Raw genomic sequence first — 23,572 nt, 5'->3', positions numbered from 1 at the left:
AACGCATGGTCAACCGCCAAGTCCTGACCGAAGACCAGCCCGGAGTGTTCACCCTTATCCCGAAACGGACCTAAACCTCCGAACCGCCCTCTCAGACCTGCAACGCACCCGCTACTACCAGGCCCGCCGCAGCGGCGAACTCGTCCCGGAGATCGTGTGCATCGAGGACCCGACCGACGCGGAGACCCTGCGGCGGCTCGCGCAGTTGCACGCCCGCACCAACCAGTTCAACATGACCACCCCTCGCCGCACCGCCGACCAGTTGGCGGCCCTGGTCGCCGACCCGGCATGGAGTGTCCTGGCGTTTCAGGTCACCTACCACGGCTCAGACCTCGCCAACGAGATCATCGGCTGCGCCGAGATCACCTACCCGCCGGACGGCCAAGCCCGGCTGGACTCGTTCCTGGCCAGTTGCCGCCTACTGTGGGCGGGAGCCCAACGGCGCATGTTCGGCCAGGCCCAAGCCGTCGTACGCGGCCGAGGCATCAAAGAGTTGACCGCCCGATGGCAGCCCAACGGCCGGAACGAAACCTACGCCCGGTGGTACGCCCATCAGGAGTGGGCCGAGCCAGTACCGGACGGGGCCGGTTGGTTGTTCACCGGGACCACCGTCACCCGAGACGGCGAGAGCCCTGATGACCTTCTGGAAGTGATGGCGCGCTACCTCAACGCCGCCCTACGACCGGCAGACCCGACGCTGACGCAAACCCGTCTTCGGGATAGCGACGGCGCTACCGAGGTGTTCATCCCGGGTGGCCCGGCTACTCTCGGACTCCACGCGGAGGACCGCGCCGTGGTCCGGTCCGTGTTCGGGCTCGACCCGATCGGGGAGGATGCACGACCGGTCGACCTCACGTCGTTCTGGATGGATCAGCATCTCGTTAGCCGCGATATGTTCGCCGCCTTCCTCCGTACGACCGATCGAGCAGAGCAGGCCGCGGCTGTCGAAGCGACGGCCGAGCAGTACGTCCTCGGGCCGGTCGGGGATGTCCAGCCGGCGTTTGGGACGGGGCAACTCCCGACGATCATGCCCTGGGCCTGGGCACAGCGCTACGCGCTGTGGGCCGGCGGCCGGCTGCCCAGCGAGGACGAGTGGGAGTTCGCCGCTCGCGGCACCGACGGCCGTTGGTTCCCCTGGGGCTCCGCTATGCCCGCGCCGCCGCGTTGCTTGGCCAGAGGTTCGGCCCTTCATACGATTACCGCCAATGGTTGGGGGGCATCGCCGTTCGGAGTCGAGGACATGACTGGCCACGTGTGGCAGTGGTGCTCCGGCAGCTACCGCGATCACCCGCAGTACCGAGGCGGCGACACCCGCGCCAACACCTACTTCCTGCGCGCCACCGTGCGCCCCCTGGAATCCGCCGAGCACTGCGGACACCTTGTGGGCTTCCGCGTTGTCCGCGACGCCGCACCAGACGATCAACCAGAAAGGTAGGGGCGATGCCCACCACGATTCGGCCTCCAGCCGCGCCACCCGGTTCCACCGTGGCAGTGGTCGCTACCTCGTCCCCGGTTGGCAGCGACGACCTTGATCGGCTTGTCGCCTACCTGCGCGGACGCGGGTACGAGGTGCGCACCTATCCGAGCTGCCGGGCCGCCACCGGGTACCTAGCTGGCTCGGCCGAGCAGCGCGCCGCTGACCTCAACGCCGCCTTCACCGACCCGGACGTGCGGCTCATCGTGCCCGCCACCGGCGGCAAGGGCGCAGCGCAACTGCTGCCCCTGCTCGACTACGACGCCATCGCCGCCAATCCCACCATCGTGACCGGCATGTCCGACCCCTCCATCCTGCTCAATGCCATCCACGCCCGTACCGGCCTGCTCACCCTGCACGGCCCCTCCGGGTACGACTTCTTCCAACGCCCCGTGTACGACGAAACTGCCACCGCCTTCTTCGATGCCATCACTAGCGGCGTCATCGGCCGGGAAGTGCCCGGCAAGGATTGGAGGGTCGTGCGCGGCGCGGGCGCCACCGTGCGAGGCCCGGTCGTCGGCGGGCACCTTGGCACCATCCGCACGCTCGTCGGGACCGATTACCTACCCGACCTCGACGGCGCCATCCTGATCCTCGAAGACGTCTTCGTGGGCTGGGTGGACATCGACGCGGCCCTCACCCACCTGAGGTTGGCTGGCGTGTTCGACCGGATCGCCGCGCTCGTCGTCGGTGTGCCCGTGGACACCAGCCAGGGGGACGCGCCAGACCCGACGTGGGACGACCTGATCGTGCGCTGCGTTGGCGGAGCCTTCCCGGTGATCACCAACGTCGAGTTCGGGCACACCCCGCGCAAAATCCCGCTGCCGATTGGCGGCGCGATCGAGTTGCACCTCGACGACAACAGCCCAGTCCTGCGGTACCGCGACGACCTGATCGAGGCCCGATGAGCGTCCACGACCTTGTCTTCGACCTGGACACCCACGTCGACTTCACCTATGCGCTGGAGACCTACCTGATCTATCCATGGGTCCGCGACGGCGACGAGCTGGTCCGCCCGCTACGAATCGGACCCAAGGACGCCCACCACGCCGTCGCCCGAATCAGGCAGAGCGCACCGAATCAGCTCACCGCCCAGGTCACCGTGGACGACGCCGTACCCGACGGCATCGACCAGGTTTACGCCACGCTGGTGCGCTGCCTGCAACTCGACTACCCGTACGAGCAGATCGTTGTCCTCGCCTCCGGCGATCCGGTCCTGCAAGCCGCCGTCAACCACCGCGGCCTTGGTCGCGGCAAGCTCTATCCCGACGTGTTCGAGGCGCTGTGCGGGGTGGTGTGCGCCAAGCGCACCAACTTCAACCGGATCTACGCCATGATGCGCAACCTCGCCGCCGCCTTCGGCGAGCCCAGCGGGGAGACGGCAGCCGGCGAACCCGTGTACGTGTTCCCGGCACCGCCGATGATGGCCCGCGCCACCGACGAAGAACTACGCGCCTGCAAGGTCGGGTTCCGGGCGAAAGACCTCGCCAACGTCGCCGGCTACCTCACCAATGTCGGCTACACCTGGACCGACTGGCGCAGCCGCCCACCGGCCGAGGTGATCACCGACCTGCTCGGCATCAAGGGCGTCGGCCCCTACACCGCCAACCTCACCACGAACCTCGTCTACGGCAGCGGCGGCACACCCCACGTCGACACCTACGTCATAGACGTCATCGGCCGGCTCTACCTGGACAACCCCAACCCCGCCCCGGAAGCGGTCGCCGCCTTCATCGACCAACGATGGGGACAGCTCGGCGAACACATCCTCGACTTCCTCACCACCGACACCGAACAGTGGGTCAGCACCATCGGCAAGACCGTGGGGGTGCGCTCCGGTGCCCGGTCCTGACAGCCGTATCCGCGTCGCGATCGACGCCCGCTACTGGCGAGGCAGCTTCCAGACCGGAGTCGAACGCTACATCCTGCTCCTCCTCGAAGCCCTCGGCACCGTGCACGAGCACGTCCACACCGCCGTCGTAGTCCGCGACAGCGAGCGGGCCGCGTTCCCAGCCAACGCCTACCCCCACGTCCAGGTACTCACCGTCAGCACTCGCCACGCCCACGCCCTGACCAGAGCGCTACGCGGCTTCGAGCCTGACCTCGTGCACTACCCGTTCGACCTACCCCGCCGGTTCGACCACCCCGCCGTCTACACCCTGCACGACCCCGGCCGATACCTGTACCCCGAGCTGATGGTCAAACGCATCCGCGAGGAGGACAACGACCTGCTGCGCGACCAGCTCCACCACCCGCACCTCCGGGCGATCGTCACCGTCTCCCAATCCAGCCGCACCGACATCGTCAACGTCTTCGGCGAACCCACGCAGCCGCTGACCGTCGTGCCGAACTTCATCGACAGCCGTTTCGCCGCCCAACTCCACCACGCCCGCACCACGGCCCGACCACCAGCACAGCCGTTCCTACTCGCCGTCGGCGTCTACATCCCCACCAAGAACATCCCTCGCCTGGTCCGTGCCTTCCGACTTGCTCGCCAAGCCGCCCCCGACACCGTGCCCCCGCAACTGAAACTTGTCGGCCGCCTCGGCTGGGAACGCGGCTTCCCCACCAACGGCGCGCCCGACATCGCCGTCCTCCGCCACATCGACAACCAACTCCTGGCGCAACACTTCGCCACCTGCACCGCGTTTCTCTGGCCCTCGTTCTACGAAGGCTTCGGACTGCCCGTCCACGAGGCGCTGGCCGCAGGCGCGCCCGTACTGGCAGCCGACACCCCGGTCAACCGCGAGATCGCCGGTGACCTGGTCACCTACACCGACCCTTACGACGACGACCAGATGGCAAAGGCGATCGTCACCCGCTGCCAGCAACCCCCACCCTCGGCACAGACCGTCGCTGACCACCTCGCCCACTACACCGCCGCGACCGCCGGCACCGCCCTTCTCGACACCTACCGCAGCGCAGTCGATCGATGATCTAGCCACCACACCGCGCAACCCTGACAATGGTGACAGTCGCCAGGTCAGGAGCAATCGTGGTCAACCAGCGCTATGCCCGCCACATCGGCATCGTGCAGCAACTACGGTCAAAGAGTTGGGTCTCGGCCACCGCACTCGCCACCCGCTTCGATGTCAGCGTCCGCACCATCTACCGCGACATCGAGGAACTAAACTCCGCCGGGCTGCCCATCGAGTCCGTCGCCGGCCGCGAGGGCGGCTACCGGCTCAGCGCCGAAAGCCCGGTCGACCCGCTGATCATGGATGCGGACGACGTACTGCGCCTCTACGTGCTGGGCCTCATCGACAACGGAGACGAAGCCATCACCGACCCCGGCCTCCTCCAAGCCGGCGGTGTCAGCGCCTACGCCCGGGACACGCTGCGCAAGATCGGCCAACGCATCTACTTCGATACCCGAGACTGGTACTGGCAAGACGAAGGCTCCGGCCACGTCCCCGCCATCCGCTACGCATTGCTCACCAGCACCGCCATCGAGATCACCGTCCGGGTCAAACGCTCCCAGGCTGCCGAGACGATGACGGTCAAGCCCTACGGGCTGGTCTGGAAGGGCGGCGAATGGTGGCTCGTCGCCGCCCCCACCCGAGGCGAACCTCGCCGCTACCGTCTCAACCTCATCGACCGTCTCAACCGCACTGATCTGACTTTCGCTCACCCCGGCGACGCGTTCGACCTGCGCGAATGGTGGACCCAGGCACTCGAAGACTACGGACGCGGTTCCACTCGGGTTGCGCTGCGAGTCCAAGCCAGTGCCCGCGACGAGATGCTGCGGCTGGGGCTCAAGCCCGACTCGGAGGTACGTCACGAACCAGATGGAACAGTGCGGATCATCCTGTACGTGGACAACTGGCAGTGGCTCGTCCCGCTCGTCGCCAGTTTCGGTGCCGACGTTGCAGCTGAGGAACCCGCAGAACTCCGCCAGGCCCTCCGTCACCACCATCAACGAGCGCTGGCTGTCTACGAACGAGAAGGCGGCACCGACGCGGACCCTAGCTACCTCCACGACGACAGCCGGCTCCGCGCAACCCGAGGCCGCAACCCTCGCAGCTCACGATGAGCGGCCAGCGTGCCCTGCCCATGCCGTGTGTCACGGCGAATACAATGCGCCGCGTGTGTTATCCGGCAGGACACGCCCGGCGTGTACATGCCGGGCAGGACGAAATTTGGTGACCAGTAGGAACACTGAGACCTTCGGGTCGCCGCCCTCTGACGAGCAAGGACACCCCGACTGATGGCAGTGACCCAGCAGGAGATCGAGAGCCGGTTGTGGGACGCCGCCGACGAGCTGCGCGTGGCGATGCCTGAAGCGCAGTACTCCTCGGTCGTCTTTCCGCTGATGTTTTGGAAGTACCTGTCGGACACCTGGGACCACCACCACCAGGAGTTTCTGGCCGACAACAAGGAGCAGCTGAACGATCTCTCTGCCGAGGAGGCCCATGAGATCGAGTACCGCGACTACCAGTTGTTTGAGATTCCTTTCATTCATCCCGGCACCGTCCAGCAGCGTCGCGCCTCCTGGTCGTCCATCCTCGCCACTGTTACCCAGCCTGGCCTCGGCAAGCGGGTCCGCGCCTCCCTGCAGGCCATCGAGACGGCCAACCCTGACAAGTTCTCCCGGCTGTTCGGGTCCATGACTTGGACCTCGGAAGAGGTGCTGTCGGGTGAGGTGTTGGCGGCAGTGATGCAGGCGATGGACCGAACTCCGAAGATGCACGAGGGCAACATGTCCCACGACGTGCTCGGTGGGGCGTACGAGTACCTGCTGAAGCGATTCTCCGACGGGTCCGGCACCCGCGCCGGCCAATTCTTCACCCCACGTGAGGTCGTCGAGCTGATCGTCGAAATCCTGGCCCCCAAGAGTTACGAGTCGGTGTACGACCCGACCTGCGGGTCGGGTGGAATGCTCATCGCCTCTGCGAACCTTCTCAAGGCACACGGCGGGCGTGGCTACACGCTTCGCCTGTACGGACAGGAGGCTGTGGCAGACACTGCGGGTGTGGCACGCATGAACCTCTTCATGCACAACCTCACTCAGTTTCAGGTCGAGGTCGGCGACACCCTGAAGGATCCGCGCTTCAAGAAGCCGGACGGGTCGATCGCCCAGTTCGATGTAATCGTCGCCAACCCGCCCTACAGCCTGAAGTGGAAGCCCTGGACCAAGGACCCACGCGCCCTCGGCGGCGTCGCCCCGCAGTCGTCAGCGGACTGGGCGTTCGTGCAGCACATGATCGCCAGCATGGACCCGAAGAAGGGGCGTGCTGGCGTCGTCCTGCCGCATGGCGTCCTCTTTCGAGGCGGCCAGGAAACAGCCATCCGCCAGCGCGTGCTGGACGACGACCTGCTTGAAGCGGTCATCGGTCTGCCCTCCAATCTCTTTTACAGCACCACCATTCCTACGGCGATCCTGGTGTTCCGTGCACCCGGCACCAAGGCGCCGGAGCGGCAGAGCGGCGTATTGTTTATCGACGCCTCAAAGCGGTTCATCAAGGCCAAGAAGCGCAACATCCTGACCGATGCTGACATCGTAGCCACGGTGACCGCCTACCACTCGGCCTTCGATGCTGACGGCAACCCGGTAGACCCGGGTGGCGATGGTGGCCTCGCCGCACGCTTGGTCTCTAACAGGGAGATCGTGGCGAACGGGTACGACCTCAGCATCGGTCGCTACATCAAGCAGGCCGCCGCAGAGGCGGAGGACCTCGGTACCCTAATCGAGGCGTACAACCTCGCCCGAGCCGAGCGCCAGAAGTCCGAGCAGCGGATGTTCAGCGTGCTCGCCGCTGCCGGGATCGAGGGCTTCGATGAGTGACTGGCAGCGGACCACGCTTGGGAAGGTGACGATCCAGGTATTCCGCGAAGTACGGGTTGATGGCCTGACCGAGGTGCGATATGCCGGGGTTCGCTGGCATGTCGGAGGGGTCTACCACCGTGAGACGGTTCCTGCCGAGAAGGTTAAGGGCAAGTTGCTCTACCGGATCAAGCGTGACGACATTGTGTACAACAGGATGTGGGCGACTAAGGCATCTTTCGGGGTGGTCAAGGACAACGCTGACGGGTGTTATGTCACCAACGACTTTCCGGTTCTAACGGTCAACCCCGAGGCGATCCTCCCGGCGTACGCCGAGGCCATCTTCCACACCGCGTCGTTCCAGTCTGAGGCGGCAGGCCGAGCGGTTGGGACCACAGAGCGACGACGCCTCCACGTGCGGGACTTCGCGAGCATTCCTATCGTGCTGCCGCCACTTCCGGTGCAGGCGCGGATCGTCGAGGTCATCGGCGCAGTAGGTGACCTGCTCACTGTACTCGACGCCGAGGCTGACGCGCTGGAAGGCGTGTATCTGGCAGCGACGTCCCTGCTCTGGCTTACATCCCATGGTGATGAGGCCGAGTCTAGGCCCTTGGGTGACGTGATGTGTCTCGATGTCATGCGTGCCCCGATGAAGGCGGGAGACATCTACCGTCTCGCTGGCGTTTTAAACGCCGGCAAGGGTCTTGTTGACAAGGGTGAGATCGACGGGGCGGACACCGAGTACACCGCGATGAACGTCCTGCGGGAGAACCAGGTGGTGATGCGAAAGCTGACTGCTTGGGAGGGACCGATTACGGTGATTCCATCAGAGTTCGACGGCTTCGTGGCGAGCAACGAGTTCCCAACCTTCACGCTTGCGGGTGATGTCGAACCGGGGTGGATTAAGCATGTCTGTCGGACACCCCGACTATGGGCGGAGATGCAGAGCAGGGTCGTGGGGACGGTGCAGCGCCGTAAGCGCCTCAACCCCGACCAGCTCCTATCGGTGGCGCTTCCCGTCCCGCCGCGACCGGAGCAGGAAAAGGTAGCGGAAGCTCTGGATGCAATCGAGGGGCAGATTGCTGTGATACGTACCGAGGCCACTAGTGTTCGTCAGGCCCGAGATGCGCTGCTGTCGGGGCTGCTTGACGGCACGATCGAGATCGAGTCCGCTGAGCTGAAGGTCTGAGCCATGGCGAAGGGTGTTCGAGAGCGCGAGTTCCAGAACCTGGTGATCCAGTGGTCCCTCCCGATGGGCTGGCGTTTCACAGCGGGCAGGTCGCTTCCGCGTGAGACGACGCAGACGGTGATCGCCGACGACCTCCGGGACGCCATCGTTCGACTCAACCCGGGGATGATCGACGAGTTCGACGTGGACGCGGTGGTCGAGGAGATCATTGGCACGGTCAACGCTGTTGAAGGCGGGCTGGTACGGGCCAACGAGCAGGTGCTACGCCTGCTGCGCGGACATAAGGAGTTCCGGGACGCCGACGGCGTGTGGCACACCCTGAGGGTCATCGATGTCGAGCACCCGACCGCCAACACGCTGATCGTTTCGGACGAGGTGACCATCACCGTCCCCGGGAAGACCCCCCGCCGGTTCGACCTCGTGTACTGGGTCAATGGGCTGCCGCTGGTCGTGGTCGAGGTGAAGTCGCCGACTGCGAAATCTGGGTGGGCTAAGGCTGCGCGCGAGATCAACGATGTGTATGCCACCGAGTACCCGTGGTTCTTCACCCCGAACGTCTTCGCCGTCGCCTCCGACGGGCTGAAGCTGCGATTCGGAGCCGTTGGCGCGCCCCTGAACCTGTGGCAGCCGTTCCGGTCCACCGCCGACGACGAGAACCTGTCCGGGCAGGTTGACGTGCAGCGTTCCGTGGAGCTGCTGCTCAACCCGGCGACCGTCCTGGACATGCTCGCCAACTTTGCTCTGTTCGACACCGCGGGGGGTGGGGTGGACAAGAAGTATCTGCCCCGCTACCCGCAGCGGGAAGCCGCCCACCTGATCCACCAGCGAGTCCTGGCCGGCGGTCAGAAGGGCCTGATCTGGCACCACCAAGGCAGCGGCAAGACGCTGCTAATGGTGTTCGCCGCCTCGCTGTTACTGGCCGACTCCCGTACCGACTCACCCACGATCATCTTGCTCTCGGACCGGACCGATCTCGTGCGGCAGACCTCCGGGGTATTCACCTCCGCGATGGGAAGCGCCTACTTCCACCAGCCGAAGACCAGTCAAGACTTGCGGTCCCTGCTCGCCAGCGACGTGCGCGGGGTCATCTCCACGACCGTGCACAAGTTCGCCGAGGCCGGCAGGAACCTGTCGAAGCGGGACAACATCATCGTGCTGGTCGACGAGGCGCACCGGACCCAGTCCGCCAAGTCGAAGTCCCTGGCCGGGCAGATGCGCGCCGCGATCCCTCAGGCGAAGTTCTTCGGCATGACCGGCACCCCTCTGCGGAACCTCGCCACCGACACCTTCGCCCTCTTCGGTGACGAGGCCGACCCGGGGCGAGTGCTACACCGGTATTCGGTGTCCCGGTCGCTGCGGGACGAGGCGACCGTCCCGGTCATGCTGGACCCGCACCCGGTGTCCTTCGAGATGAACGACCAGGAGTTGCAGGCCGAGTTCGACCAGTTCGCCGACGACTTCGACCTCGACGACCCCGACCGTGAGGCACTGTCTCGCAAGTTCGGGCGCCTGACCTCGGTGTTCGCCAACCCAGACCGCATCCATGCGGTCTGCCAGGACATCGTGGACCACTACCTGACTGGTGCCTACCGCAACGGTCTCAAGGCTCAAGTCGTGGCCTACAACCGTGAGCTGGCCGTGGCATACACGGACAAGATCAACGATCTGCTGGCCGGCTTCGAGGCGTCACAGGTACTCGCCGAAGTGGGGAAACACGACCGAGTCACGGCCGAGGTGAACATCTCCGTCTCGGACTTCAAGGACGAAGACCCGGCCATGCGGCCGTACCGGCTCTCGGAGGCCGAGGAAGAGGGCCAAAAGCGGCGGTTCCTCACCCCGGACGACCCGCTGTGCTTCCTGGTGGTGACCGCGAAGCTAATGACGGGATTCGACGCCCCAAACGAGGGCGTCCTCTACCTGGACAAGCCGCTGAAAGCCCACACCCTGTTCCAGACCATCACTCGCCCGAACCGCACCTGGGTATCCCCGACCGGGTTCGTGAAGACCTCCGGGGTGGTCGTGGACTACATCGGGCTGGCCGAAGAAGTCCAGCGGGCCGTCGTTGACCCCACCCCGGAAGGGTCCGGCAAGGGCGGCGGATTCGTCAGCGACGTGTCCGAGCTGGTCGCCGAGTTCCGCACCACCTTTGCCCGCATCGAAGACCTTCTTGCCGATGTGGATGACCTAGACCTCACGGTCCACGGGTACGAGTCCGTGCGGGCCATCAACGTCTTCCTGGACGCTACCCCCGGCGCCGCCGAGGTGTTCAGCAGGGACTACCGGCTGCTGGCCCGCCTGTACTCCCTCATCAGCACCGACAAGCGGATCGCCAAGTACCGGGACGGCTTTGGTCTGTTCGGGTCCGTGTACACGACCCTGTTCAAGAGGTCCTCCGACGAGGAGAGAAAGGAACGGCTGAGCGAGCTGGGGCCGATGGTCCTGGAGATCATCAACGCCCACGTCCACTCCTTCGCCGTGGTCGCCTCCCAAGAGGAACCCCTCGTCTTGGACGCCCAGGGCATCGCCATCCTCAAGGAGCTGATGGCCCTCGTCCGCCCCAAGCCCGGCAAGGACGACGGTGAAGACGAGAAGCCACCGTCCGCAGCGGAGATCCTGGACCGAATCAAGGCCGCACTCGACAAGGAAGTTGAACCCGGGTCTGCAAAGTACACCGCCCTCGCGGACCGAATCAGGCTCCTGCGGGACCGCATCATCCAGACCGCCCAGGACGCCCTGGACTTCCTCTCCGAGGCACTCCGAATCGCCCGCGCCATCGTGAACGCCGGGAAGCATCCTGAAGAAGCTGTCGTACTGGACGACGACCACGTCGGCGTCCTGACACGGATCATCCACGACCACGCACCCGCCGGCCTCACCATCACGGAGAGGAACCTGGCCGAGGAAATCGACCAAGTGGTCACCCGCACCCTCGCCCAGTCGTGGGACAACGCCGACGCCCGCAACCGAGGCGTCCGCCGTGCTACCGCTGCGGTCTTCCGCCGGTACATGCTGAAGCCAGTGGGGGAGCCGTACGACTCCACCGTCGCCTACATCGAAGCCCACTACCTCGTTGACTAAAAATGCAGTTAGACGCGAGTCGCCCTTGGCCGAGCATCAATGAAGAGGAGTTCAAGTTCAACGATGGCACGCTACTCACGCGACTTGTCCTTGATCCCTTTTCCGCAATTCGGTCCTGCGGACTGGACTGATCCTGAAAAGCTGCTGAACTCCTTACATCAGCACGTTCTCACAAAGGCGAGCGAGACTGCCAAATGGTATCTACTGCGTAAGCGACCGAAGAAGCGTTGGTCAAGAGTGCTGCGCGCGACTGCGATCATCGCTGCTGGGGTTGGTGGCGTTGTTCCACTGGCTCACGTTTCGTTAACAGAAATACCAATCGAGCTTGGGTATGTCTCATTCGCCATTGCGGCGGCCTCTCTGGCGTTCGATCACTATTTTGGTCTCTCCTCCGGCTGGATGCGCGATATGGAGACTTCACTAGCAATTCAACGTAGGCTGGACTCTTTCCAGTACGAATGGCTAAGAAATATTTCGGCGGCCATGGTTGATGGAAATCACCCGGCTCACTTTGAGCGCCGCCTTTCGAGCCTCGCAAGCTTTTCCGACGACATTGCCGAGCTAGTGGCAGCCGAGACTGGCGATTGGAAAAGAGAATTTCAGACCAATCTCAGTGTCCTGCAAGGCTCGACCAGTCACGGAGCATCGAACACGTCAGACTCAACGTTAAGGCCGCGAGGAGCGACATCTGAATCAGCGCCATCTGCCTGACAGGACTCGGAACGCCTGCTCTGCAACCTGTTCTACCAATCCCTTTCTTTTCGCCTTCTTCCTCTTCTTGTCGCCGTTGTCCTGGGACGAGGAAGCTGTTGTCGCAAAGCGCAGAAGTTCCTCAGCGAGCTGTTTCCCCGCTTCATGATCTTCACGTTGGGCGGCAGCTAGTACCCGGGCGGCAGCGCTAGTACTTCCCCCAGACTCGTCCCATGGCGCAATTGAATGGGCAACGGTGAAGGCCAGTCGCCGCCCTCGGTCCCAGTCGTGCTCCCCAATACTCCTCGGGAAGTTATCCAACTCATGCCACGCCGATTCGTCACCATCTACGACACTGCGCCAGCAAACGGCGTATGCCCTGCCAGCCAAGAGTACCTCGTCTTTATGTGGCCTTGTAGTCGGAAGCAGTCGGAGTAAGTGTGCAGCGGCTACTCCACTCACTTCGATTCGGCTAAGTGCGCGCCACGGCCTCAACGCGGCTGCGCGGAGAGAGGAAGATTCGAGTGAAAGAGCTTCTAGCATGGCAGCACAAGACTTAGAGGGGAGGTTGGGAACTACCTCAAGCACTAGTTCGCTTAGTGGGGCACGAATAGCGCTCACCCAGCGGCGACGCTCTGCGCTGGGCAGGTCCGCTAGTTCGCCTGCGAAAAAGCCTACTGCCTCGATCTTCGCAAGTCTGGACGATTCAAGGCAGATTTCCTCCAGCCACTCACTGCCTTCCGATGGTTGAGGCGAAAACACTGCAAGCCACGCCAACCGTGATTGGGATCGCCTGGACTCTTGGTTCGGCTCCAAGGGGGATTCTTGCTCAATCGGATCGTGCAGCACTCGAGCCAGATGTGACGGGCCAGCCTGGAGAAGGACGAGTCGTTGGTCGGGACGCAGCGTCCAGAAATGTGCTGCCCAGGCAGTTCTCTGCCCCGGAAGCGTGTTTGGAGCAGCTGTTGCATGGAAATCAGCCGAAGCCGCCTGAAGGCGTCTGCGAGCGAGACCTGGGAGGAAATCGACAAGATCTACAAGCCAGTTCGGATCTGCTGCCAATTCGGCCTGCAGTAAGACATGCGAGGGCAACTCGTTTGCCGCGAGCTTCCCGGACTTCGTTTTGTGCGCCCCTGGCCGCAGTCGAGTCCTCGCCAGATGATCGGTGTGCAACTGATCGGCGTCATAGACATTTAACAGCAAAGCCCGGGTGGCATTCAGCACAAGGCGCCTATCTTGTTCTAGAGCCTTTGCGACTAGAGAGTCAAGATTGGCATCCGCACCGAAAACGGATACGCCGATTCGACCACTCGCGATGACGGATACCGCATCTGCTTCCGTCCTCATGCCCGGAAGCGCACCACCAGGCGACAGCAGAAGACGCTTCAACCTTCGCATGCTTGTGGGATCTGGGTACGTCTCCGCTACCAGATTGGCGAGTTCATGAAGACTCTCATGTGACGCGGCTCTAGTCCAAACTTGTGCAAGCGCCATACCGGCGCTTCGCCGGTGAGTCTCCGCCGCACAGAACCGAAGAAACTTGCCAAACTCCTTCGGTGCACTACCTTGGAGGTCGGCAAGAAGCAGGCGATTATGCGGCGAGTGTCCGTCAGCCGCCTTTGCTGGCTGGCCGAGGTCAGCTACGGCGGTACGGGCGCGTGAGACAGGCACGATTAGCAGATCGAACGCGCGTTTATCGAGTCGACGTGGGCCAGTCGCCCCTAGACAGAACGAAAACCTCCGCCTAAGGGCGGGCCACTGATGCCACCATATAGCCAGTAAGTCACGCTCTACTACCTCAGTCGATTCGGCGGTAGTCCATACTGTGGCCGAGTCAGTTGAATAGAGCTGACTTATAACCGGGGCCCATCTGTTGGCAGCGGATGGGGAAAGTGAAGGGCTGACGCCGCTGGCAGAGAGGAATCTTCCTGCTGGAATTGCTGAGGTAAATTGTTTCAGTCGATCCTCTGTCGGACGGCGAAGCTCGTCCACGACCGCCATCGGCGTACGTAGGGCCCGAAATACTGTCGGCGGAATAAGAAGCGCGTGCGTCCATACAGAGCCCGGACGAGGCATTTCGATGGCCGCCCAGGTTCTGCTGAGGACGTATCGTCCATCTGACAACGGGTAGCCCGACAGGTATCCGTCGAAGCTGCTCGTCGTAGCAGCGCCCGTCGTGTCGCTCAATCTCGTAAGCAATCGCTCAATGTCGGCGTCTAGTGCCACCGATGACGCTAGAAGCCGGTGACCGTTGCGGTATCCGAACAGGGCCTGCTCAACAACTTCGGGTGAGTCAGACCCGGCGCTTTCCGCCTCATGGGAATCAAGCACAATACTCGGTCGCTCTCCGCTTTTGCGGGAGCGGCTGGCTGGCTGCTCCGGCGGGTGCATGGCCATCAAGATCGCTGATCCAGCAGCCAGTGCAGCGGCGCTGCGATATCGCGCATTGCGGTGGGTCCTTCATCTACGACCACAGCGCGCTTAGCGACCGTTAGACACGCGAGCCGATCGGCAGTATCGTCAACCTCGTAGTCGCCGCCCTGTGCCGAGACGCCGAACACTCTACTCGGAAGCGACTGGCGGTTTGCCTCGAGAAACTGAGCGAGCAGTGGCAGAAAGCGAAATAGCCACTTCCGAGGGTCTACCTCTGGCTCAAGTCTATCGACAGCCGCAGGATCTACTACGTCCCAAGCGGAAACAACAACGCAAACATGAAGGGGCTTCCAAGCGGAGGCTCCGGCCATTTGCGCAGCTATCTGCGTTAGGTCAACGAGCTGGACAGCTGTAGGGGCGGACTCAGCCACGTCGCCTTCAGCGTCGGTAGTCGGACCGTAGGCAACATGCGTTCTGCTGTCGACGGCACTTGAACTCTCTGCCCCATAGACGACAGGGTTGACAGCGGATTGGTCGGAGAATGAGCCGGCCATGCGTGTGGCATCTGCAATCGTCGCAGGAAGCCGGATCTCATTCGGGTGCACGAATAGCATGAGACAGTCGGCCGACGTTAGATGGTCCGCAAGGGCTTTCGGACAGGAACGCTCGGAGAATAGCCTCTCGAGGCTCTCTCCTGAAAGATCCAGTACATGTAGAGTCGCCGCCTTACCGCCGACCAAGAGGTCCAGGCGCACGTCTTCGGCGGTATCGGTAGCGGTACGAGGTACCGGACGCCCTCTGAGTAGATGGAACCTAGCTTCATCGAGGTACTGTGTCGCTGCCGGCAGCGTCCCGTTGATCCTAAGTGAAATGCGATCAGCCTCGTCATCGAGCAGCTCATCATCGCATATCCATGCCCACAACGCAGCTACGAATGTCGTCTTGCCGCTTGCCTGTTGGCCAAGCATTGACACCGAGAAAGGATCCCCGTTGGAAGCTTGATCTGGTGCGCTAATCATCCCCACTCCTGCGAGAACCCTCAAACGATACGTGGAACGAACCCGCGATTAGGTCGGCAACTCGAGATGGCAGCGAAGTCCTAGTGGTTCTGTGCCTGCTGCTCAGCTTGCTGACCATCGGATTGAGCACTCGGACCTTGTGGCGATGGCGATTTTGTGGAGAACGCTCGCGAGTAAGTGCATACAGGACATCTCCAAGCCCCACCGGCCCCACAAAACTTGCCGGACGAGACGCTACAGGCACAATCCGCGCATCACTTGCCCATTTTTGCGCAATGCTGCGAAGTCGGTCGAGAAGTTCCTGAAGCGGTTCTGGGTCACACAAGTCAGAGCGCGAGACCACAAGGGTATGGATCGCGTCTGATCGGTAGGCTTGACTCTCGTGCAAGCGCCGCAACCGAGCTGTTGTCATTGCCATGGCCTGTTGTCGTTGGCGTGGATCGCCGTATTCGCCAGCATCAACAAAGTGAACAATGTGATTAGCGCGTTTCAGCAAAGGCGCTGCATCCCCTGCGTTTCCGCCGGACGCGACATCGCGGAAGAACTCGCCAGACACATCTGCGATCAGGAAATCTCTGCTGAATCCGTTATCGGAACTTCCGAGACAGAGATGCAGATAAGGGCGGGACAGTTCGTCCTGAGAGGTGCGCACGGTATCTGGAGTGGGACGTCCGCTTGCGGTGCTAGCAAAGAATGCCTTCTCAACGAATCCGAGCAGGCTTAGAGAACCTCCGAATAGGATGCCCTCAATTGGGCCGACGCAAAGGGTCTCGTACAATGCTGCAAGAAATGTGGTTTTGCCGACGTTCGGGAGGCCCACCAACATCACGATCTCAGCTTTGGTGGAGCCTAAAACGAGGTTAGCCTCGTCTGCCGAAAGAGACAAACCGCTGTGAACGGGGATTTCGTTATCCGAGAAATCGATCTTGCGCCTTGGACCCGATGGCGCCTCAACGGCGTACGGTGCCGGCCGAAAGGCTGCTGGCTTGGCCTGTGCAAGATCAGCCACATCACCCTGGCCCTGGCTAAGGACTAACGCAGCGGCCACCGAATCCGCTTCCGGAAAGGGTTCTTCTGTCTTCGGCTGAACATCCGGACAGCTCTCCTCCGAAACTCTCGGCTGCTCCTCATCCAGATCGGGCTCGAAATTTATACAATGCAAGATATCCGAGTTAAGGCGGCAATCGCCGGAGCCCTGACCTACTGGGCAGTCGACATCGACGCAGACGCCGAGGGGCCGATCGTCGGCGAGGCTAGTCATGGCTCCTCGGACTCACTATACGCAGCGAGAAGCTGCAGTTCCTCATATAGTCGGATCGAAGTTGTTAGTGGATCTTCGTCGGGTAGTTTCTTGTCCGAAAGGCTGCCAGCCTCAAGAGCCACCGCTAACGGGGTCAATTCCTCGATCTTCTTGGGCACGAATATAGTTGCTGACGCAGTCTCAGCTATCGCTGAGTTTAGTTGCCACGTAGTTGGTGCGTCCGCGGAGGTCGGTGTAGCTGCTTGATCAATCGTCTGGGCTAGCAGGGCGGCAAAGTCGGGTAGGCATATGGGAAGGTCCGTTAGCTTCTGAAGCTCAATGGCAGCCAAGATGGCGATGTCCCTGGCCGCGTAGCTGCTCCAGCATTCGCCAGTCAGGCCGCTGTGACCAGAAAGCAGCCAACGCAGGACGTCAAGTTCTTCTCGAAGTGGGCGTTCGCGGGAATTGAAGTTGCGTTGCACTTCGTGCAGCGTCCGTTGTATAGCGTCGGTAACGCTTTGAGCTATCGCCTCGAGAATGGGTATTAGAGATTCAGCGTCAAGTTCTGCGCCTGATGACTTTAGCCTAGTGAGGGCTTGCTTATAGGCTGTAGATGCGAAAGCCACTTTCTTGGCAGACCAGGGGGGGACCTGTCGTTGTTGACTAGCGAGGTGTAGCAACTCTCTGCTGTCCACCTTGACATCTGCGAGTAGTGGCTCCCAGCCTACATTATTGGCAGCAAGACTAAGGTGGGTACTCAGAGCCGCTTGCCTGTTGCCATTTTCACGTAACACCACCATGGAGGCGGATGCGAGCATGGCAATGAGCCGTTCCTGACCGCGCATAGGAAAGGTTTTGTCATGCTTGCGAAAGATTTCGCGGAACTGCTCAGTTTGCGTTGGATCCATCGGCCGCTCGTGCGCGATTTTTGCTACTAGGATAAGAAGGTCGGAACTCGGATCACTAACGACTTCCTCGACTCCAGCCCACCGAGCATCGAGCGGTACTAGGGTTATGTCGGTGACGACACCTTCATGCCAGTCGGGAAAAAGCCTATGCATAACTACTCACCCCTCACCTCGCGTCCGCCGCATCGTAGCCTCTCCCAGTTCGCGCTCGTCGAGCTCTTTTGTGACCGCAGTGACTAGCTGTTGGGTGATTCCTCGTTCATGTGCTCGTTCAAAAGCGCGGATGAACTGTTCTTGGGGGAGCAGCTCTCTATCGCTGTCCGTAAGTAGATCGAGGTTTGCGAGAACGCGTGTTTGGGCGCCATACTCCAGCAGCGTGAAGCTGTAAGCCGCGCGGCGAAGGTCACTTGGCGCTCCGTCAGATTGAACTAGCGGGGGCCGCTCACTTAGAGAGTCCGTATGGTCCGCTCCCGTGGTACGGCCGACGTCGGCAGACTCTTCACCTGCCGCGACAGCGGGCACTCTGACATCTTGGTGCGGGCTCTCACCGGAGACTTCTCCAGAGGCGGGCAAGGTAATTCGACCGTTGCGGGGCTCTAGAGACCGGCCAGTAGCCACCTCGTTACCGGCGTCGAGTCGGTCAATCCTCGGACGACGATAACGGGGTAAGGTTAGCAAGAACTCATCTGCGGCCCAGCCGCCGTCATTGGTGTCGGACTTGAATTTGTTCCGACTTTTGACGTAACGGCGGGGCCAGTGCCTCACCCTCAGTCTAGGCGCTGCTGATTCATCTATTACCGACAGCTGAATCCAATTGTAGTGTGGATTCCATTCATGTTCGCGTTCGGGGTTGACCGCCCCTGCGAAGATGTTTACCGTCTCGTCATTGTGGAGCTCGGCGGCATCCTCATGTTTGTGTCCGTACAGGCATACGCTTACCATTCGACGCATCAGCGGCAAGCACATATCTCGGTCATGCCACCAATCGGGCGGATGGTGCGCAAGTACCATCCCCACATCCTGCGGCTGTAAGCCGTTAAGGCTGGTCTGCCGGGAGCCCATGATCATTCCTGCGCGAGCGTCGTCGGCATTGCACACAAGTACACTTGTAAGCCCAAACACCCTCAGTCGCAGTTCGTCACCGAGGTCAAATGGGGCCTCCCACGAGGGCTTCTCAGCGCTCACTGAGCATTCGTAGCTCATTGCAAAGTCGTTGTAGGCGGCCAAAGGCTTGAGTAGCGGATTCGCCGGATCTCGCAGGAGGCTATTCAGTAGCTTGTCTGAGTCAGTGGGGTCTAAGCCCCTGAGTTGGTCGTGGACTAGCTTTCCCGTAGGACCAATTTGGTTTCGGTCAACGTCGTGGTTGCCGGGAACGGTCAGTACACTATGCGGTTCGATGTCAAGCGCCTGCGTAACCTGTTCGAGGAAGTGGCGGGCTTGATCGTATTGCTCCGACTTGCCGCTGAACGCAATGTCTCCAGTTACAAGAATGGCGTTGGGTTGGCCCAACCGATCACGGCAACGTTCAAGATCCTCAACGAGCCGGCCCGCCGCCATGGCATTTGGCCCATAGAGGCTTTCATCACCCGCATCGAAGTGAATGTCCGATAGATGCACAAAAAGAGGACTTGCAGGCACGTGCACCCTCCTTGGCCAACTGAAAAGCCTGTGCAGTCTACCGGCTGTTAATCCTGCCGCTCGGGCCGGATAGGGCTTGAGTTGGCGTGTCGGCGGTAGTTTTGGTTCCCACGACTACGCCCGAATGCGGTGTCCGCGTACGGCCCTGCTTGCGGTCGCGGTGTGCGCCGTTATGGCGAGGGGCATCGCCGCTGGTCGCCGACTGGCTGCACGATCTAGGCGAGGACCTCCATCGGCCAGGGTCTCGTCGCCGGTGTCGACCCGCCGCAAGGTGTGCGGCAGGGTGCGGGCGGCGTCGGCGATGACGTAGGCATCGCCGACGTCGGTCTTCGCACTACCGGGGTGCAGGTCGGCGATTCGACGCATCGCCAGCCCGGGCAGGTACGCGATCTGGTGCCCAACTGCCCGTGCGACTGCGACGGGCAGGGCGCCGATCGAAGCGGGCTGGTCGACCACCACCAGGATCGGGCCGTGCCGGGCCAGTTTGTCGAAGAGCTGCCGCAGGCGGGCCTCGGTGTTCGGCAGCGGCGCGTCGTGCAGCCGTCTGCCGTCGGGGTCGAGTCCGACCGCGTGGTGGTCTTCCTTACCGACGTTCAGGCCGAGGAAGACGCCGTAGTCTCTGTTCACCTGCCAGCCTCCACACCGCGTCGCGTGGTCCCCGGTCGCTGGTCTGGGCGTCGGACTGCCGGCAGCCACGTTACGGAGAGACCTACCCCAGTGCTGGTGGCCGTGTCCCTATCAGCGGTGCGCCGACGCCGTCCGACCCGGCGACAACACCCCCGGATCATCGAAAGGACAGAGGCAGGAAGTCATACCGAGCCGGGCGACCGAGGGTCCCCAGCTGGGGACGATCAAAAAGGTAACGGGCAGGCGCTTGTCGTACTCGTGCCAATAGGTACCCGAAGCCGAAGCCCGGGCGGGGGTTGGTGGATCCTGGCAACGCGCTGTCGGCACCCCTCTTATACCCCCCGAAAACCCACGTCTGTGAGTGATTAGCGTTGACAAGATGCGATCACGGCACGGGCATGTCTGTACAGTTCAACGCCAACTTTCGACAGGCAGCGACAAGGTTCGGATCGCTATTCTCCTAAACCGCGGGTTCGGGGTTCGAGTCCCTGGCGGCGCACCAACGATCAAGGCCTTGACCTGGTATTTCTCTGCCGGTCGGGGGTTCTTCGATGGCCGGGATGTCGATGAAGCTGGTCGCGTGGGGTGTGGCGAGGTGGGCGAGGTCGTTGGCGAGGCGGTGGACCGCTGGGCGGCAGCGGATCTCTTCGGGTGCCACCTCGTACGCGGTGCGCAGGGCGTTGAGGCCCTGTTCGTGGCGTCCCCACTGGGTGTAGGCGCGGGCCATGTCGACGTAGAGGGTGGCTTTGCGTTCGGCGAGGGTCACCTTGCCGAGGGGGATGGTGCGGGCGATGGTGATGGCGGTGCCGGCGTCGCCGAGGGTGAGGGCGATGTTGACCCGGTGCAGCAGGACGTTGGTGGCGCCGAAGCCGGTCCAGCGGTCGTTGCCGTCGTAGCCGAGTCGGGTCGCGGCGCGGGTGGCCTCGTCGAGCATGGTGTGTGCGGTGTCCCGGTCGTCGCGGCGGGCTGCGGCGACGGCGCCGCGTAGGACGAGGGCGTTGTACACGGCGACCGCGTCGGTCGACGCGAGGCGGGTGTCCCGGTCGAGTGCGCCGGCCGCGTCTGCGGCGAGGGTCACCGCCTGCTCGTCGTGGTTGTTGCTCATCAGGGCGTGGGTCATGATCCGTGCGCTCGCGGCGACCGCCACCGGGTCCTGGCTCGTCGCGGCGGCGCGGGTGCTCCGCTCGGCGGCGACCAGGGCCATCCCACGGTCGCCCAGCTTGAGCAGGACGCTACCGACGACGTGGTACAGCTCGGCGGCCAGGTCGTCGACCTGCATTTGCTGCGTGCCCTCCGCGTCCGCCCTGGCGGGTTCGAGAGCGGGTAACAGCGTGCCGAGCTGGTCGAGGACCCGTTCGTATCGGCAGGCCTGGTAGTCGCCTTTGACAGCGGCCACCTTGCCGGAGAGCTGCTGCACGGACAACACCGTGGCGGGCTGTTGCCGGGGCGAGACGAGCGCGTCGAGCACCGGCGCGACGCCGGGGGCAGCGGCGACGCTGACCGCAGCGCTGCGCAGGAAGTCTCGCCGTTGCACGTCACCATCCGAGTCCGAGCTGTGGTGGCTGTCCTCACCAGTATCGGCATCCGGGCCGGTGCGCGGTGGCGTGGTGCTCGCGGCTGCACCGTTGGTGCCCGTCGCCCGCAGGGCTGCGAAGCGTTCGCGGACGTCGGGTGTGGCTCGGGTCAGCACGGTGTCCAGCGCGGCCTGCATGTCGGCGCGGGGAATGACGTTGTCGCCCTGGCTGCTCCACTTGGCCACCGTCCGGCGGGCCGCGCCCAGGTGCTCGGCGAAGGCGGTGACGCTCATCCGCGCCGCCTGGCGTAGGGCGGTGGCATCCCGGCCGGTCCAGGTCGTGATCGGAGCCATCGCACGTCCTCCCGACAGGGACCGTGTCCTGCCTGGTGATCGCAGCGGCACCTGGGGTTACCGCAGGTGCACCGGCGGTGCACCGACAGGACATTCCGCGCATGCCCTGCCCCGGGCGAGGGTGGGTGTGCCGGGCCGCCTTCCGAGGGCGCGCCGGTAGGTCAGCGGCAGTTTCAGAGTAGGGAGCTTCGGATGGATGTGCCGAGCGGTGATAGGCCGGAACGCGACCCGATGCCTCCGCAACTGTCGTGACCCATGCGGCGACGGGTGACTACGGATGCGGGACGGTGGTCGTTGTCGGCCGGTGGACCGGACAGGAGTGAAGTTCCACACCTACCCGGTGGGACGAACTCGCATGCGACACCGGTGCTCCTCCGGTGTGCTCCGAACTCGCCGCGTGGCAACGGCGGCCCTCCGGGAAAGCGGATCGCCCGGTCTATCTCCGCACCGACCTGCTCGAGTAGGCCCTGTCCAACGCGATCTCCGCACCGACGTACCGCTTGGTCCGTGGCTGGGTCGGAGCGGAGCCCGGCATGTCGAACAGGACGACGAGGCCACCCGACGGCCGCGGCTGGGCACGCACGGATCCGCGGTGGGCCCGGGCGATCGAGGCGACGATCGACAGCCCCAGACCCACCCCGTGATCCGCGCTGTCCCGGCCTCGGCGTAGCTGCCGGAATGGCTCGAACAGTGCGGCAGCCTGGTCGACCGGTACGACCGGCCCGGTGTTGCCGACCCTGAGCACGGGGCCCGGGGAGCCAACCTGCACCCAGACCTGCCCTCCCGGGCGGTTGTACTTGATCGCGTTGTCCACCAGGTTGACTACCAGGCGTTCCAGTAGCACCCGGTCGCCATTGATGACCTGCGGTGTCAGGTCGGCGTGGATGCGCAGGCCGCTCTGGCTGGCGCGGGTGCGTTGCGCGTCGATCACCCCGGCGGCCACCTCGTCGAGCCGCACCGGTGTGCGGTGGTCCAGGCCGCGATCGCTGCGGGCCAGCACCAACAACCCTTCGATGAGGGACTCGATCCGTACGTTCATCGCGAGCAGGCGTGAGCACAGGCCCCGTACGGCCGGGTCGGTGCTCTTCCGGGCCAACGCCACCTCGACCAGGGTGCGCTGCGCGGCCAGCGGGGTGCGTAGTTCATGCGAGGCGTTGGCGACGAACCGCCGCTGGCTGTCGAACGAGTCCGACAGTCGATCGAGCATCTCGTCGAAGGTGTCGGCCAGGTCGGTCAACTCGTCGCGGTGTCCCCGCATCCGGATGCGCTGGTTCAGGTTCTCCGCGCTGAACTGGCGCGCCGCGTCGGCCATCACCCGTACTGGGCGCAGCATGCGACTGGCGACGATCCAGCCCACCAGCAGGGCAAGCAGCAGGGTGATGGCGAGCGTCACGCCGGACTGGACCAGCAGCGTGTCAAGTACGTCGATGCGGTACTCGGCGGCCGTGTCCGCGTTCAGCGGTCGCACCATGGACGTCGGGTTCGGGCCCGCGGTGTCGATTCGTCCGCTGGCGACCGGAGGAAGCGCCGCCCGGAACAGGATGTAGTTGATCGTAAGGAGGACGACGGCGCTGAGCAGAAAGATCCCCCCGCACATGAGGACCAGGTGTCGGCGAGTTCAGTCAGTCGTAGCACTTGATCTTGGTGGTTCGGTGGGACAGGATGCCCGCCGTGCGCAACATGCTGACGTTGGCTGATCGTGAAG

The 23,572-nt window shown here is 63.3% G+C and carries 16 protein-coding genes and 1 pseudogene; 9 read left to right on the top strand and 8 right to left on the bottom strand.

Annotated elements, in window-relative coordinates; genetic code table 11:
• From ACFT41_RS28595 to ACFT41_RS28555, 9 genes are all read left to right on the top strand, one after another.
• Positions 1 to 1,435 (top strand): SUMF1/EgtB/PvdO family nonheme iron enzyme (locus ACFT41_RS28595; protein WP_377614038.1); only part of this gene is annotated, 1,435 nt, incomplete at its 5' end.
• Between the two features lie 5 nt (positions 1,436 to 1,440).
• Positions 1,441 to 2,382, top strand: coding sequence for an LD-carboxypeptidase (locus tag ACFT41_RS28590; RefSeq protein WP_377588672.1), 942 nt, complete (start codon positions 1,441 to 1,443; stop codon positions 2,380 to 2,382).
• Complete coding sequence (locus tag ACFT41_RS28585; protein WP_377588673.1) at positions 2,379 to 3,326, top strand: DNA-3-methyladenine glycosylase family protein; 948 nt, start codon at positions 2,379 to 2,381, stop codon at positions 3,324 to 3,326. Before ACFT41_RS28590 ends, ACFT41_RS28585 begins: the two co-directional genes overlap by 4 nt.
• On the top strand, positions 3,313 to 4,410 hold the full coding sequence (locus ACFT41_RS28580; protein ID WP_377588674.1) for a glycosyltransferase family 4 protein: 1,098 nt from the start codon (positions 3,313 to 3,315) through the stop codon (positions 4,408 to 4,410). Before ACFT41_RS28585 ends, ACFT41_RS28580 begins: the two co-directional genes overlap by 14 nt.
• A gap of 59 nt (positions 4,411 to 4,469) precedes the next feature.
• On the top strand, positions 4,470 to 5,507 hold the full coding sequence (locus ACFT41_RS28575; protein ID WP_377588675.1) for a helix-turn-helix transcriptional regulator: 1,038 nt from the start codon (positions 4,470 to 4,472) through the stop codon (positions 5,505 to 5,507).
• 174 nt (positions 5,508 to 5,681) lie between these two features.
• Positions 5,682 to 7,259, top strand: coding sequence for an N-6 DNA methylase (locus ACFT41_RS28570; protein ID WP_377588676.1), 1,578 nt, complete (start codon positions 5,682 to 5,684; stop codon positions 7,257 to 7,259).
• On the top strand, positions 7,252 to 8,427 hold the full coding sequence (locus tag ACFT41_RS28565) for a restriction endonuclease subunit S (protein WP_377588677.1): 1,176 nt from the start codon (positions 7,252 to 7,254) through the stop codon (positions 8,425 to 8,427). The genes ACFT41_RS28570 and ACFT41_RS28565 overlap by 8 nt, the downstream gene beginning before the upstream one ends.
• 3 nt (positions 8,428 to 8,430) lie before the next feature.
• Positions 8,431 to 11,505, top strand: coding sequence for a type I restriction endonuclease subunit R (locus ACFT41_RS28560; protein ID WP_377588678.1), 3,075 nt, complete (start codon positions 8,431 to 8,433; stop codon positions 11,503 to 11,505).
• 63 nt (positions 11,506 to 11,568) lie between these two features.
• A complete protein-coding gene (locus ACFT41_RS28555) occupies positions 11,569 to 12,216 on the top strand; it encodes an SLATT domain-containing protein (protein ID WP_377588679.1) in 648 nt (215 codons plus the stop codon).
• On the opposite strand, the gene ACFT41_RS28550 is transcribed toward ACFT41_RS28555, so the two are convergent.
• The 8 genes and pseudogenes from ACFT41_RS28550 to ACFT41_RS28515 all read right to left on the bottom strand — a co-directional run bounded on the left by ACFT41_RS28550 (position 12,199) and on the right by ACFT41_RS28515 (position 23,338).
• Positions 12,199 to 14,586, bottom strand: a complete 2,388-nt coding sequence (locus tag ACFT41_RS28550; RefSeq protein ID WP_377614039.1) for a hypothetical protein — start codon at positions 14,584 to 14,586, stop codon at positions 12,199 to 12,201. The two genes, ACFT41_RS28555 and ACFT41_RS28550, sit on opposite strands and share 18 nt — an antisense overlap.
• A 5-nt stretch (positions 14,587 to 14,591) precedes the next feature.
• Entirely contained in the window at positions 14,592 to 15,536 is a 945-nt protein-coding gene (locus tag ACFT41_RS28545) for a hypothetical protein (protein WP_377588686.1), read from the bottom strand.
• A 43-nt stretch (positions 15,537 to 15,579) separates the two neighbouring features.
• On the bottom strand, positions 15,580 to 16,848 hold the full coding sequence (locus tag ACFT41_RS28540) for a hypothetical protein (protein ID WP_377588681.1): 1,269 nt from the start codon (positions 16,846 to 16,848) through the stop codon (positions 15,580 to 15,582).
• Positions 16,845 to 17,888, bottom strand: coding sequence for a GTPase-associated system all-helical protein GASH (locus ACFT41_RS28535; protein WP_377588682.1), 1,044 nt, complete (start codon positions 17,886 to 17,888; stop codon positions 16,845 to 16,847). The genes ACFT41_RS28540 and ACFT41_RS28535 overlap by 4 nt, the downstream gene beginning before the upstream one ends.
• Before the next feature lie 6 nt (positions 17,889 to 17,894).
• Complete coding sequence (locus ACFT41_RS28530) at positions 17,895 to 19,373, bottom strand: metallophosphoesterase (RefSeq protein WP_377588683.1); 1,479 nt, start codon at positions 19,371 to 19,373, stop codon at positions 17,895 to 17,897.
• A gap of 231 nt (positions 19,374 to 19,604) precedes the next feature.
• A pseudogene (locus tag ACFT41_RS28525) lies at positions 19,605 to 20,000 on the bottom strand (IS110 family transposase); the annotation flags it as partial.
• A gap of 460 nt (positions 20,001 to 20,460) precedes the next feature.
• On the bottom strand, positions 20,461 to 21,867 hold the full coding sequence (locus tag ACFT41_RS28520) for a hypothetical protein (protein WP_377588684.1): 1,407 nt from the start codon (positions 21,865 to 21,867) through the stop codon (positions 20,461 to 20,463).
• Positions 21,868 to 22,303: 436 nt separating this feature from the next.
• On the bottom strand, positions 22,304 to 23,338 hold the full coding sequence (locus tag ACFT41_RS28515; RefSeq protein ID WP_377588685.1) for a sensor histidine kinase: 1,035 nt from the start codon (positions 23,336 to 23,338) through the stop codon (positions 22,304 to 22,306).
• Positions 23,339 to 23,572 lie beyond the last annotated feature (234 nt).

This window comes from Micromonospora sp. NPDC057141, assembly GCF_042670805.1.
Taxonomy (GTDB): Bacteria; Actinomycetota; Actinomycetes; order Mycobacteriales; family Micromonosporaceae; genus Micromonospora.
This window is presented reverse-complemented; position numbering and strand designations above follow the sequence as displayed.